A 13,610-nucleotide genomic window follows, 5' to 3' on the forward strand; every position below is an offset into this window, starting at 1 on the left:
CATTGAGGAGCCGGGACGGGCGATGGCCGATCCGATCCACCAGTTCGAGATCCACACTCTCGTTCCCTTCGCCAATTTCGGCGGCGCCGACATCGGCATCACCAACTCCGCAGCCTTCATGATCGCCACGACGACGATCATCGTGCTGTTTTTGATGCTGTCGACCGCCTCGCGCGCGATGGTGCCAGGCCGGCTGCAGTCGGTCGCGGAGGTCAGTTACGAGTTCATCGCCAACACCATCCAATCGACCGCAGGCAAGGAAGGCATGCGGTTCTTCCCGATGGTGTTCTCGCTGTTCACCTTCATCCTGGTCGCCAACTTCCTGGGCATGGTCCCCGGCGGCTTCACGGTCACCAGCCACATCATCATCACCGCGACCCTGGCGCTGTTGGTGTTCGGCACCGTGCTGGTCTACGGCTTCTGGCGGCACGGCTTCCGCTTCCTGAAGCTGTTCGTGCCGAGCGGCATCCCGGTGGTGATCATGCCGCTGATCGTGTTCATCGAAGTGATGTCGTTCGTGTCGCGGCCGATCTCCCACAGCGTCCGTCTGTTCGCCAACATGCTGGCGGGCCACATCACGCTGAAGGTGTTCGCCAGCTTCATCGTCATGCTCGGCGGCTTCGGCGCGATCGGCTGGGCCGGCGCCACGCTGCCGCTGGCGCTGGTGGTGGCGCTGACCGCGCTCGAATTCCTGGTGGCGTTCCTCCAGGCTTACGTCTTCACCATCCTCACCTGCATCTATCTCAACGATGCGATCCACCCGGGCCACTGAGGCGCCGGTTCAACCTCAAGAAGGAGCTGCGTTATGGACCCGATCGCCGCGAAGTACATCGGCGCTGGTATCGCCTGCATCGGCATGGGTGGCGCCGGCGTCGGCGTCGGCACCATCTTCGGTCAGTATCTTGCTGCCGCGCTGCGCAACCCGTCCGCCGCCCAGGGCCAGTTCGGCAACCTGATTTTCGGCTTCGCCGTGACCGAAGCGCTCGGCATCTTCTCGCTGCTGATCGCGCTCCTCCTGCTGTTCGCCCTCTAAGAACAGCACGTGCATCGCGTCGCCGTGATCCGGGAGTCGGCCGATGGCTGAGACCACTGCGCATACCGAAGTGCCGAGCGGGCAAAAGGGCGTGTTTCCTCCGTTCGACAAGGAAACATTCCCCACACAGCTGGCTTGGCTCGGCATCACCTTCATCCTTCTCTATGTGATGATGTCGAAGGTGGCGCTGCCGCGCATCGGCTCGATCCTCGATGAGCGCAAGACGCGCATCGACACCGACATCGCCGAGGCCGCGGCGTTCAAGCGCCAAAGCGAGGCGGCGATCGCCGCCTATGAGAAGGCGCTGGCGGACGCCCGCGGCAGGGCGCAGACGATCGCGGGCGAAACCCGCGACCGGCTCAACGCCGAGGCCGACGTGCGCCGCAAGGAGCTTGAGGCCGAACTCGCCGGCAAGCTGGCGGCGGCGGAGACCCTCATCGCCGAGACCAAGACCAAGGCCATGGCCAATGTGCAGGCCATCGCTGCCGATGCGGCCTCGGCCATCGTCGAGAAACTGATCGGCAAGGCGCCGGCGAGCGATGCCGTCCGCGCCGCCGTGGCCGACGCCACCGAGGGAGGACGCGCATGATCAACGCTCCCGAGTTCTGGGTCGCGGTCGCGTTCTTCATCTTCTTCGGCATCCTCGGCTACTTCGACGTTCACAAGCTGATCGGCAACGCGCTCGATTCGCGCGCCAACCGCATCCGCAGCGAACTCGACGAAGCCCGCCGGCTGCGCGAGGAGGCCAACAAGGTGCTGGCCGACTACAAGCGCCGCGAAGAGGAAGCCCACGCCGAGGCCGACGCCATCATCGCCTACGCCAAGCAGGAGGCCGAGCGTCTAGCGACCGAAGGCAAGGTCAAGGTCGAGGAGTTCGTGGCCCGCCGCACCAAGCTGGCCGAGGCCAAGATCGCCCAGGCCGAAACCCAGGCGATGGCGGACGTTCGCGCCGCCGCCGCCGACGCGGCCGCCAAGGCAGCCGAGCGCATCCTGGTCAAGGAGGTCAAAGGCCAACTCGCCGACGACCTCATCGCCAAGGGCCTCGGCGACGTCAAGGCACGGATGAACTGAGCTTCGCCGACATCTCCGAACGAAAAAGGCCGCGCAAGCGGCCTTTTTTGTTGCGCCGGCGTCATCGCCTCCGCGTTATGCTCGCCGCCTTTGAGCCGAACCTTCCACCAACGCCAGCTCGCCTCATCCTGAGGAGCCCGCTTTCGCGGGCTCCTCAGGATGAGGCGAGCAGCGCCGGCCGAAGGTCAAACGTAAGGGCTTTTGGCATCATTTCGTCGTCCCGGCCAAGCCGCCGGGAAGCGGAGCACCCGGCGCGCGAGCCGGGACTGTTTGCAGAACGGGCGCGCTTTTTTGCGAACGATCCCGGGTCGCGCGGCTGATGCCGCTTGCCCGGGACAACACACTTTCCCTGGCGGACTGCACTTCGCTCGTCCGTCCGTCAGGTCGTGACAGCTCGCCTACTCCGCCGCCGGCTTCACCCAGCGCAGCACCGGGCTGCGCGCGGCCCGCGTCTCGTCGAGCCGCCGCCGCGGCGCGAAGTACGGCGCGCCGGCAAAGCGCGCGGTCTCGCCGGCGCGGATCGAGAGGGCGATGTCGCGCAAGGTGGCGATGAACAGGTCGAGCGACGCCTTCGATTCGCTCTCGGTCGGCTCGATCAGCATGGCGCCGCGCACCACCAGCGGGAAATACACCGTCATCGGGTGAAAGCCCTCGTCGATCAGCGCTTTCGCAACGTCGAGCGTGGTGACGCCGGAGTCCTTCAGCCACTCGTCGTCGAACAGTACCTCGTGCATCGCCGGACGGTTGGGGAACGACACCGACATCACGTCGGCGAGCGCGGCCTTGAGGTAGTTGGCGCTGAGGACAGCGTCCTCCGACGCCTGCCTGAGGCCATCGCCACCGTGCGACAGGATGTAGGCCAGCGCCCGCACGAACATGCCCATCTGGCCGTGGAACGACGCCATGCGGCCGAACGGCTGCGCGGCGCCGGCCTCGGCCGTGTGCTCGACCAGGGCCAGCCGCTCGCCGTCGCGGCGCAGGAACGGCACCGGCGCGAACGGCGCCAACGCCTTCGACAGCACCACCGGCCCCGCCCCCGGCCCGCCGCCGCCGTGCGGCGTCGAGAAGGTCTTGTGCAGGTTGATGTGCATGGCGTCGACGCCAAGATCGCCCGGCCGCACCTTGCCGACGATGGCGTTGAAATTGGCGCCGTCGGCGTAGAACAGCGCGCCGGCCTCGTGCACCGCCTCGGCGATGCGCACCACGTCGCGCTCGAACAGCCCGCAGGTGTTGGGGTTGGTGAGCATGATGGCGGCAACGTCGGCATTGAGGTGGTCGGCGACGTCGCGGGGATCGAGGGTGCCGTCCGGCCGCGCCGGCACCGAGGCCACATGAAAGCCGATCAGCGCGGCGGTGGCCGGGTTGGTGCCGTGGGCGGAGTTCGGCACCAGCACGGTGGAGCGATGCCCCTCGCCGCGGGCCGCCAGCGCCGCCTTGATCGCCATCATGCCGCACAATTCGCCGTGGGCACCGGCCTTCGGGGACAGCGCCACCGCCTCCATGCCGGTGAGCTCAAGCAGCGCCTGCGCCAGCATGTCCATCAGCTTGAGCGCGCCCTGCACCGTCGCGCGCGGCTGCAGCGGGTGGAGGTCGGCAAAGCCGGGCAGCCGCGCCATCTTCTCGTTGAGGCGCGGATTGTGCTTCATGGTGCACGAGCCGAGCGGAAACATGCCCGAATCGATGCCGAAGTTCTTCTGCGACAGCCGCACGTAGTGGCGCATCGCCTCCGGTTCGGCGAGGCCGGGCAGGCCGACCGGCCGTCGGCGCTCCAGCGCACCCAACCGATGGCCCACCTTCGGCGCCTCCGGCAAATCGACGCCCGACACCTCCGGGCGGCCGATCTCAAAGATCAGCGGCTCCTCGATGATGAGGGCACGGTTGCCGGTGAAGGTACCGGCCAATGCCTCGCTCGATTCGCCGGCCTCGGTGGGGCGGCCCTGGCGGTTCAGCATCGCGCACCCTCCCGGTCGCCCAGCACCTCGGTCAGCGCCGCGACCAGCGCCGCGCGGTCGTCCGCCGTGGTGGTCTCGGTGGCGGCCACGATCAGAAGGTCGGCGAACTCCGGGTGGGCGGGGTCGAGCCGCGAGAACGGCACGCCGCCAAGCACGCCGCGCGCCGCCAGGGCCTCCACCACCGCACCCGCGGGCTTGGGCAGCTTCACCGTGAACTCGTTGAAGAACGTCTTGTTGAGCACGCTAACGCCGGGAATGGCGGCGAGCTGCTCGGCCAGTTCCACCGCGCTGGCATGGTTCAGCTCGGCCAGCCGCCGAAAGCCGCCCTCGCCCAGCAGCGTGAGGTGGATGGTGAACGCCAGCGCGCACAGGCCGGAATTGGTGCAGATGTTGGAGGTGGCCTTCTCGCGGCGGATATGCTGCTCGCGGGTCGACAGCGTCAGCACGAAGCCGCGCTGGCCCTCGGCATCCACCGTCTCGCCGGCGAGGCGGCCCGGCATCTGGCGCACGAACTTCTGGCGGGTGGCGAACAGCCCGACATAGGGCCCGCCGAAATTGAGGCCGCCGCCGAGCGACTGGCCCTCGGCCACCACGATGTCGGCGCCCAGCTCGCCGGGCGAGGTGACCAGGCCGAGCGACACCGCCTCGGTGACCACCGCGATCACCAGCACGCCGTTGGCGTGGGCGGCGGCGCCGATGGTGTGGAGGTCGTGCAGGTGGCCGAACACGTCCGGCGTCTGCACCACCACGCAGGAGGTGTCGTCGTCGATCAGGGCGGCGAGCCGCTCGGCGCCGCTCGGCACCGGCGGCGCCACCACCAGTTCGTCGTCCGCCATGCGGGAAAGGGTGGCAATGGTCTCGCGGTAGTGCGGATGGAGGTTGCCGGCCAGCACCGCCTTCTTGCGGCGGGTCAGGCGGTGGGCCATCAGCACCGCCTCGGCAGCGGCGGTGGCGCCATCGTACATCGAGGCGTTGGCGACCTCCATGCCGGTGATGAGCGCGACCTGGGTCTGGAACTCGAACAGATATTGCAGCGTGCCCTGGGCGATCTCGGGCTGATAGGGCGTGTAGCTGGTCAGGAATTCCGAACGCTGGATCAGGTGGTCGACCGTCGCCGGCACGTGGTGGCGATAGGCGCCGGCGCCGCAGAAGAACGGCACCGAACCGGCGGCGACGTTCTCAGCCGCCAGCCGGCCCATCAGCCGCTCGACCTCAATCTCGGACTTGGCACGGGGAAGATTCGGCAGCGCCGCAAGCAGCTTGCCCTGGGGCACGTCGGCGAACAGCTCGTCGATGCCCTCGACCCCGACCCGCGCCAGCATCACGGCGCGGTCCTCGGGCGTCAGCGGCAGATAACGCATGTCCTCGTCTTTCAGTGGCTCCGGCCACGATGCCGCAGCTTCGGGGGAAAGGCGCCGCGCGACTCGGTGCCCCTCAATTGACGGTCTCGAGATAGTGCTTGTATTGCTCGGCGCTCATCAAGCCATCGAGCGCAGCCGCGTCGGTGATCTTGAGCTTGAGGAACCAGCCGGTGCCCTCGGCATCGTCGTTGACGAGCGCCGGGGTCTCGACCAGCCGGTCGTTGACGGCGATCACCTCGCCGGCCACCGGGGCATAGACCTCGCTCGCCGCCTTGACGCTCTCGACCACCGCGGCCTCGTCGCCCTGGGCGAGCACGGTGCCGGTGGCGGGCAGTTCGATATAGACCACGTCGCCGAGCTGGGACTGGGCGTAGTCGGTGATGCCGACCACCGCGGCCTCGCCGTCAAGCCGGATCCACTCGTGGTCCTTGGTGTAGCGGACTTGTGACATTCAAATACCTCTCGTCTCGATCCTCGCCGCCGCAATATCCGGCCTGCGGCTCGCCCGATCCCGTGTCCGCGCCGGTCAGAGCGCTTTCCGTCACCCGGAAACCAAGTCTCCGAAAACCGATTCTACAGACGAAAGCGCGATACCGAGAAACCTAGAGCATTCGCCGCAAAAGTGGATACTGGTTTTGCGAAAGAGAATGCAATAACTCAAAGGCTTAGAGCGACCGCCCGGCGCAATCAGAACGGCGGATGCTCTAGAGCGTCCGCTCCCGGCCAATCGGGTTTGGGCCTGCTCCAGCGTCCGTTGCGCCCCGGTCGAATCGGCCGCCTCGACTCGAGTGTTCTTTGGATACGAAGGTGTCGCAAAAGCGGCCTTGCTTGCACCGCGCGCGCCGAAAGCTCACGATCCCCTGACATAGCGATGCGGCACGAACGGCAGCGGCACCACCCGCGCCGTCAGCGGCTTGCCGCGCACCATCAGCCGCACCGGGGTGTCCGGCTCGGCGAAGCGGCGGCCGACATAGCCCATCGCGATCGGGCCGCCGACGGTGGGGCCGAACCCGCCCGAGGTGACCTGACCGATCGGGCGGTCCTCCAGATCGACGATCTCGGTGGCGTCGCGAGCCAAGGCCTTGCCCTCCGGCAGGAGGCCGACCCGCAGCCGCGCCGGCCCCTCGGCCAGCTCGCGCTGGATGCGCTCGGCGCCTGGAAAGCCGCCCTCGACCCGCCGGCGCGGCTGGATCGACCAGGCCAGCCCCGCCTCGACCGGCGAGGTGGCGGGGTCGATGTCGTGGCCGTAGAGGCAAAGCCCGGCTTCGAGCCGGAGCGAATCGCGGGCGCCGAGCCCGACCGGCAGCACGTCGCCGTCCCGCTCCAGCGTGTCCCACAATTCGGCGACGCGGTCGGCGCGAACCGAGAGCTCGAAGCCGTCCTCGCCGGTGTAGCCGGAGCGCGTCACCTGCACTTCGCCGCGGCCAAAGCGGAGGGTCACCGCCGTCATGAAGGTGATCCCGGCAACGTCCGGCAGCACCCGCGCCAGCACCTCGGCGGCAGCGGGACCCTGCAGCGCCAGCAGGGCGCGATGATCGGCGCGCATCAGCCGCACCCCGGCCGGCAGGCGCTGCTCGATATGGGCGAAGTCGGCGTGCTTGGTGGCGGCGTTGACCACCAGCATCAGCGCGCCGTCCTCGGCCGGGTCGGCCGAGCGGGTCACCATCAGATCGTCGAGGATGCCGCCATCCTCGCCCAGCAGCTGGGTGTAGCGCTGGCGGCCCGGCGCGAGCCCGACGATGTCGGCCGGCACCAGCGCTTCCAGCGCGCGGGCGACGGTGTCGTGGTCGGGTCCGAGCAGGAAGGCCTGCCCCATGTGCGAGATGTCGAACAGGCCGGCCTTGGCGCGAGTGTGGGTATGCTCGGCCAGGATGCCAGCGGCGTAATGCACCGGCATCTCATAGCCGGCGAACGGAACCATCCGCGCACCACGGGCCAGGTGCCGGCCGTGCAGCGGCGTGCGCTTCAGCTCGACGGCGGGCTCGGCGGGCGGCGTCAGCTCGGTCATGAAACGAAACCTCGGGGAAATGAACAGGTCCCCGGCGCGAACGCTGCCGTTCGTGCGGGGCGGGACGGTGCGGGTTCGACGTGGCCCGATCGGGAGCGTACGGACGCGGTAGCCGCCGTCAACCGCCGTGGCTCGCGTTGCGCGATTGTCGACCGGTTTTCTCGGGCTGGCCGTTCGGGTCGAACCCGACATAGACCACATAGTTCTCAAGATCGTCGGCCTTGGGCAGCGAGAAGCTGACGTCTTCGTCGATCAGCAGGAAGGCGGTCTGGGCCTGCCCTACCGGCATCTGGGCGCCGACCCGATAGAACTTGCTCCAGATCGTCTTCGGCGTGGTGCCCTCGTGCACCACGGCGACGCGCATGGGAATGTCGACCTTGCCCGGCCCGCCGGCCGGCCCGGCCAGCAGGCGGCCCTCGACGCCGATCTTCATCGTCATCATCGCGCCGAGCGCGGCGCATTCGCGCGCGGTCTGGCCGATGGTCGCCTGGTAGCGCAAGGTCTGGCCCTGATCGCGCGAGGTGGCGAACACCGGATAGGCCGCAGCCCCGGTGCGGATCGTGACCGACGGGCACTCGTAGTCGACCGCGTCCTTTTCCTTGGGCTTGTCCTCGGCCGCGGGCTCCGGCGTCGGGGCGTGGGTGGCGAACATGCGGCCGACGCGGTCGGCGAACGAATTGCCGCCGGCGGCGGAGGCACCGCCGAGCTGATCGGTGGTGCCGCAGCCGACCAATCCGAGCGCGAGCACCAGCGGCCCGGCCCTGCCCACGATCTTTCGTGCCCACGTCGTCATGACAGCCACCCCAACGACCCCGCGCATTCCACGCAAAAGCGGATACCCGCTTTGCCGAGAAAATGCGTCAAAACAGCAACCAAGAGCGCCAGACCCATTGCAGGCCGGGTCGATGGCTGCCCCTTCTCCACAGCCCGCGCAGTTCTCCCGCGCCGGCAATGGCCGCGTTATAGCAGCGCTGAGGATTTTTTATGAACTGCGTTCAGCCACCCTGGCCGACATTGCCCAATCCAACCGGCCGGCCGACCGTGGTGACCAGCATGTCCTGCAACAGCAGCCGCCCGGCGACACGGCGGACGTCCTCCAGCGTTACCGCCGCCACCAGATCGTTGCGGCGGTCGATGTAATCGATGCCGAGCTCATCGAGCTGGATCTGCAGCAGCTGGGCGGCAATCTTGCCGGAGGTATCGAACCTGAGCGCGTAGGAGCCGATCAGGTATTTCTTGGCCTTGTCGAGTTCCTCGGCGCTCGGCCCGTCCTTGCCCAGCCGGCCGACTTCACGTTCGATCACCGCCAGCGACTCCGCGGCGCGGTCGTTGCGTGTGGAGACTCCGCCGAGGATCAAACCGGCGTGGTCCATCGACATCAGATAGCTGTAGACCGAATAGGCCAGCCCGCGCTTCTCGCGCACCTCCTGGTAGAGCCGTGACGACAGCGTGCCGCCACCGAGGATATGGTTGAGCACGAAGGCCGGCATGAAATCGGGGTCGGAACGCAACAGCCCCGGCCAGCCGAACGTCAGCACCGATTGCGGCACGTCGAGCTCGACCACCTGGCGCTGGCCGAGCCCTTGCGGCACCGCGTCCGCCACCGCGACGGGCTGGCCGGTTTTCGGCAGGCCGGCGAACACGCGGTCGAGCAGCTGCGCCAACGTGGCGGCGTCGATATCGCCGACCACCGCGACCTTGAGGGTGTCGCGGCTCACCACCTTGCCGACAAAAGCCTTGAGGTCGTCGGCGCCGACCGCGGCGACGCTGTCGGCCGAGCCCTCGACCGGCCGGCCGTAGGGATGGCCCGGAAAGGCGGTCGCCCACCACATCTCCGAGGCCAGGGTGTTGGGGCTGGTCGACTTGCGGCGGATGCCGGCCAGCACCTGCTGGCGTACCCGCTCCAGCGGCTCGGCGTCGAACCGCGGCCGGTTGACCGCCAGCGCCAGCAGCTCGAATGCCTCGTCGCGGTTTTCGACCAGCGTCTTGAGACTGCCGCGCAGATTGTCGTGGCTGGCACTGAAGCGCAGCTCGATCGCCTTGGCGTCGAGCCGGTCGTGGAAGGCGGCGGCGTCGAGGTCGCCGGCACCTTCGTCGAGCAGGCCGCTCACCAGATTGGCGGTGCCCTCCTTGCCGGCGACGTCATGGGTGGCGCCGCCCTTGAAGGCGAACTCGAAGGCAATCAGCGGCACCGCCGGCTCTCGCACCAGCCAAGCCTCGATGCCGCCCGGGCTCACCACCCGTTCGATGCGGGTCGCGGCGGGGCTTTCGGAGGCGGAGACGAAGGCAACGGACATGGCAGCAACCACTGGCGCACCGAAACGGCGCCCGAACGAGGACAGCAAGGTCACGACCGGTTCTCCCGAGACGGGGCCTTGATGAGATAGCCGGTCACGGCGCGCCGCTTCTCCAGCCAAGTGCGGGCGGCGGCCTGGACCTCGGCGGCGGTGACGGTCTTGATCCGAGCCGGCCAGGACTGGACGTCCTCGACGGTCGAGCCGGTGGTCAAGGCAACGCCGTAAATCCGCGCCAGCGCCGACTGGCTGTCCTGGGCGTAGACGGTGTCGGCGACCATCCCGGTCTTGGCGCGGACGATCTCGTCCTCGCTCACGCCGGTTTCGGCGATCTCGGCGATGACGGCGTCGATCGCCGCTTCGAGCGCGGGCAATTCGACGCCCGGCCGCGGGCTCGCCCACAGCCCGAACTTGGACTGGTCGAGGGTGGAGCCGTGATACCAAGCCATGGTCGAGGTGGCGAGCTTCTGATCCACCACTAGCTTGCGGTGCAGGCGGCTGGTCTGGCCGGCGCCGAGCACGTGGGCGAGCACGTCGAGCGCCTCGGCCGCGCGCGGCGCCGCCCGCGAATAGGACGGCACCAGATAATGGCGCTGGATCGAGGGCTGCGCGACGCGCGGATCGGCCAGCGTCACCAGACGATGGGCGCGCGGTTCGGGCTCGGCCGGCCGCTGGCGCGGCTCGATCTCGGCGCGCGGCGCCACCTTGCCGTAGGTGCGCTCGGCCATGGCGCGCACCTCGCCGGCAGAGACATCGCCCGCCACCACCAGGACCGCGTTGTTGGGGGTGTAAAAGTGGCGGTAGAACTTGAGCGCATCCTGCCGGCCGAGCTGGCGGATCTCGTGCTCCCAGCCGATCACCGGCACGCCATAGGGGTGGTTGCGGAACAGCGTCGCGGCGACTTCCTCGCCGAGCTGGGCGCTGGGGTCGTTGTCGGTGCGGGAGCGCCGCTCCTCCAGCACCACGTCGCGCTCGGGCAGCACCACCTCGTCGGTGAGCTGAAGGCCGGTCATGCGGTCGGCCTCGAGCCGCATCATCGCCTCCAGCTCGCCGCTGGCGACGCGCTGGAAATAGGCGGTGTAATCGTGGGAGGTGAACGCGTTCTCCTGGCCGCCAACCTCGGCAATGAGGCCGGAGAACCCGCCGGGATTGGCCTCGGTGCCCTTGAACATCAGGTGTTCGAGGAAGTGGGCGATGCCCGATTCGCCGCGCACCTCGTCCGCCGCACCGACCCGATACCAGATCATATGGGTGACCACCGGAACCCGGTGGTCGGGGATCACCACCACCTCAAGGCCGTTGGCCAGACTGAAATGGGAGATTTCGGGGGCCTGCCGGGCGGGAGCCGGCGTGGGAACGACGAGGGTTGCGGCGGTGGCGGCGGCGACAAATGTGCTCATCACGGCTTTCAGCAAGATCGGCTCCGTCTCGGCTACGGACTCAGCCTGACTTTTCACGAAATGGGGTGGCAATCGGGCAGCGCCACCGGACTTAACGTCACAGTCCAGTTATCGCGAGCAGCCTACAAGGAGCCACAGAGGCTCATCCGCCCCCGGCCATCCAGGCCGGATCGCGCACGGCGGCACGATGGCGGCGGTCTCAATCACCTTCGGCCGAAAATCCCGCTTTGAACATGGGGTTTGTGCGAACCGATTGCAGAAAACGCCGACACCGGCAGCGACCTCGGCCGGTCGGTGAAAATCCCCGTCTCATCCGATTCGCGCGAGACTCCGTCGTAAGCCCGGAACGCACGAAATCTTGCGCCAGGCGGGGCGCCCCGGTCACGTCGAAGCGGACGAAGGCATTTTCTTAAGGTCCGGGCAATCGCCCGGACGTCGCCTCACCCGGATTGCGGAGTCGGACGTGATCGCCCGCAATCCGCATGACGTGGCATGTTGCCCTTTGGCGGCAATGCGGCGCCCTTTGCTCTACCCTAGATTGATAAACGTCAGGAATTCTGCAACCTTTATGTTGCCGGTGCACCAACCCATTATCAATCTCCGGTCGCGCCTCCGGCGGAAATCAATATTTTGGTTGTACTCTTCACGCTACACTTATAGCGTGTATTTTGGCATTGGGAATCCGCATGCGTGCCCAGATTGTTGACGCCGTCGGAGCTGTGGCGCTGGCTTGGGTGTGCATGACGGACATTGCTTGGCCGCAGAATCGCGTCTCCATTCATGATGCGATCCGCCAAACCATAAGAACCAATCCCGGCGTCGGCGAAGCCACCGCCAACCGTCGCGCAACCGAAGCGCAATGGCACCAGCAGCAGGGAACGCTGCTGCCGCAGGTGCGGCTTGAGGTCGGGTTCGGCGATGAACGGCGCGATATCGGCCTCGAGAAGGCGTTTCCCGGCAATGATCAATGGCGATTTGGCCATTACAGCTCAATCGTCGTGCGCCAGCTGCTGTTCGACGGATTCGCCTCGGTGAACCAATTGTGGCGCCAGGCCGCCCGGGTGGACGCCGCCGCCTACCGCGTGCGGGAGAAAACCGAAACGCTCGCGCTCGACGCCGCCGAAGCCTATATCGACGTCACCCGCTTCAGCCGGCTGATCGGTCTTGCGGAGGAACATCTCCTCGCCCTTCGCCGGATTTCGCGCGATGTCGACGCGCGGGTGAGCGGAGGCCGCTCGGGCGAGGGTGACCGTCAGCAGGCCATCGAGCGGGTCGCGGCGGCGGAAGCCACGCTCGCGGAATTCCGGCTGCAGCTCGATCTGGCACGGGCCCGCTTCAAGAAGGTCGTCGGCAACACGCCCTCAAACCTTTATTTCCCCGGACGTTTGCGAGGCCTTCCGCCGACCAAGCAGGTGGCGCTCGAAACCGCCCTCGTCGACAACGCGACGATCAGAGCCGCGACCGCGGACGCCCGCGCCGCGCGCTACGACTTCGACGCCTCGAAAGGCAATCTGGTGCCGAAGGTCGCGCTCGAAGGCCGCGTGACCCGCGGCGAGGACATCGACTTCATCTGGGGCTCCCGCGATGACGCCGCCGGCAAGGTGGTGATGAGCTGGGACATTTTCACCGGCGGCATCGATACCTGGCGGCGCACCGAACTGGGCGAGCGCTGGGCGGAGTCGCTGAACCGGGAAGCCAGCCTGCAGCGCGGCGCGGTGGAATCGATCGATCGGGCCTGGGCCGCGCGAACCCTCACCTCCGACCGCATGCGCGCCCTCAGCGCCGAAATCGCCGCGGGCCGGCGCGTGCTCGTGGCCTACCGCAGCGAGTTCGAGCTTGGTCAGCGTACGCTGATCGACCTGCTCGATGCCCAGAACCAGTTGTTCATTGCCCAGGTTTCGCTGGTCTCGACCTCCGGCGTCGCGGTGTTTGCCGATTACCAGCTGCTCGCCGCCACCGGAAAGATCCTGTCCTATGTCACCTCAGCGGTCCCGGTGGAGATGGCGCCGTTGGACAACGCCTTCGCCCTGACCACCCCGATACTGCAGCCGACCTGGTTCGAACCCCGAACCCTGCCGCCGGACCTTACCGTCGGGCTGGTTCCGCCCGACTGGATCGAAGAGGTGTCGCGAGGCCAAGATCCAGCAGTGCTTTACGACACCGTGGTCACCCGTCTGGGCTACGCCTCCGATGCCGGGCGGCAGAGCGCCACCGTGGCCGTCGCGCCGTTCGCCTTCCCCGCCACGACGGGGAAGGAAGTTTCGGCTGCGTCGCCGGTCACCGCGATGTGGGGTGAATCGACGGCGGGAGCCGGTCTGCCGTCGGTCATTCTCTCAATGCCGGGTCGTTCGGCCCCGATGTGCGGAACCGGCACCTGCGTCAGTTCCGTTCGCTGATCGAGAAGACCGCTTTCGCAGACTTGCGATGCGTTGCAGGGCGGGGGGGGGTGAGTTGGCCGCCGGAATTCCGGCCCCACCGGGGATGACAGCTC

The 13,610-nt window shown here is 67.7% G+C and carries 12 protein-coding genes; 5 read left to right on the top strand and 7 right to left on the bottom strand.

Features of this window, described 5'->3' with window-relative positions:
• Positions 1–22: 22 nt before the first annotated feature.
• From BVIR_RS13035 to BVIR_RS13050, 4 genes are read left to right on the top strand one after another with little or no spacing between them, the layout of a single operon-like run.
• On the top strand, positions 23–772 hold the full coding sequence (locus BVIR_RS13035; protein ID WP_055038049.1) for a F0F1 ATP synthase subunit A: 750 nt from the start codon (positions 23–25) through the stop codon (positions 770–772).
• Positions 773–805: 33 nt separating this feature from the next.
• Positions 806–1,033 carry a F0F1 ATP synthase subunit C gene (locus BVIR_RS13040; RefSeq protein ID WP_055038050.1) on the top strand — a complete coding sequence of 76 codons (228 nt, stop codon included), beginning with the start codon at positions 806–808 and terminating at the stop codon, positions 1,031–1,033.
• A 43-nt stretch (positions 1,034–1,076) separates the two neighbouring features.
• Entirely contained in the window at positions 1,077–1,622 is a 546-nt protein-coding gene (locus tag BVIR_RS13045) for a F0F1 ATP synthase subunit B (protein ID WP_055038051.1), read from the top strand.
• A complete protein-coding gene (locus BVIR_RS13050) occupies positions 1,619–2,104 on the top strand; it encodes a F0F1 ATP synthase subunit B family protein (protein ID WP_055038052.1) in 486 nt (161 codons plus the stop codon). The genes BVIR_RS13045 and BVIR_RS13050 overlap by 4 nt, the downstream gene beginning before the upstream one ends.
• A 398-nt stretch (positions 2,105–2,502) precedes the next feature.
• Here BVIR_RS13050 and gcvPB read toward each other — a convergent pair whose 3' ends face one another.
• From gcvPB to BVIR_RS13085, 7 genes are all read right to left on the bottom strand, one after another.
• On the bottom strand, positions 2,503–4,056 hold the full coding sequence (gcvPB, locus tag BVIR_RS13055; protein ID WP_055038053.1) for an aminomethyl-transferring glycine dehydrogenase subunit GcvPB: 1,554 nt from the start codon (positions 4,054–4,056) through the stop codon (positions 2,503–2,505).
• Complete coding sequence (gcvPA, locus tag BVIR_RS13060) at positions 4,050–5,417, bottom strand: aminomethyl-transferring glycine dehydrogenase subunit GcvPA (protein WP_055038054.1); 1,368 nt, start codon at positions 5,415–5,417, stop codon at positions 4,050–4,052. Before gcvPA ends, gcvPB begins: the two co-directional genes overlap by 7 nt.
• 73 nt (positions 5,418–5,490) lie before the next feature.
• Positions 5,491–5,868: a glycine cleavage system protein GcvH gene (gcvH, locus tag BVIR_RS13065; RefSeq protein ID WP_055038055.1), complete on the bottom strand. Its 378-nt coding sequence runs from the start codon at positions 5,866–5,868 to the stop codon at positions 5,491–5,493.
• 399 nt (positions 5,869–6,267) lie between these two features.
• Complete coding sequence (gene gcvT / locus BVIR_RS13070) at positions 6,268–7,425, bottom strand: glycine cleavage system aminomethyltransferase GcvT (protein ID WP_055038056.1); 1,158 nt, start codon at positions 7,423–7,425, stop codon at positions 6,268–6,270.
• A 118-nt stretch (positions 7,426–7,543) separates the two neighbouring features.
• The gene (locus BVIR_RS13075; protein ID WP_055038057.1) at positions 7,544–8,218 is read right to left on the bottom strand and encodes a hypothetical protein; all 675 of its coding nucleotides are present in this window, start codon (positions 8,216–8,218) and stop codon (positions 7,544–7,546) included.
• Between the two features lie 202 nt (positions 8,219–8,420).
• On the bottom strand, positions 8,421–9,776 hold the full coding sequence (locus tag BVIR_RS13080; RefSeq protein WP_061349897.1) for a M16 family metallopeptidase: 1,356 nt from the start codon (positions 9,774–9,776) through the stop codon (positions 8,421–8,423).
• A complete protein-coding gene (locus BVIR_RS13085) occupies positions 9,773–11,119 on the bottom strand; it encodes a M16 family metallopeptidase (protein ID WP_060832969.1) in 1,347 nt (448 codons plus the stop codon). Before BVIR_RS13085 ends, BVIR_RS13080 begins: the two co-directional genes overlap by 4 nt.
• Positions 11,120–11,805: 686 nt before the next feature.
• Between BVIR_RS13085 and BVIR_RS13090 the strand changes: the two genes are divergently transcribed.
• Positions 11,806–13,515, top strand: a complete 1,710-nt coding sequence (locus BVIR_RS13090; protein WP_082417124.1) for a TolC family protein — start codon at positions 11,806–11,808, stop codon at positions 13,513–13,515.
• Positions 13,516–13,610 lie beyond the last annotated feature (95 nt).

The sequence above is a fragment of the Blastochloris viridis genome (assembly GCF_001402875.1).
Taxonomy (GTDB): domain Bacteria; phylum Pseudomonadota; class Alphaproteobacteria; order Rhizobiales; family Xanthobacteraceae; genus Blastochloris; species Blastochloris viridis.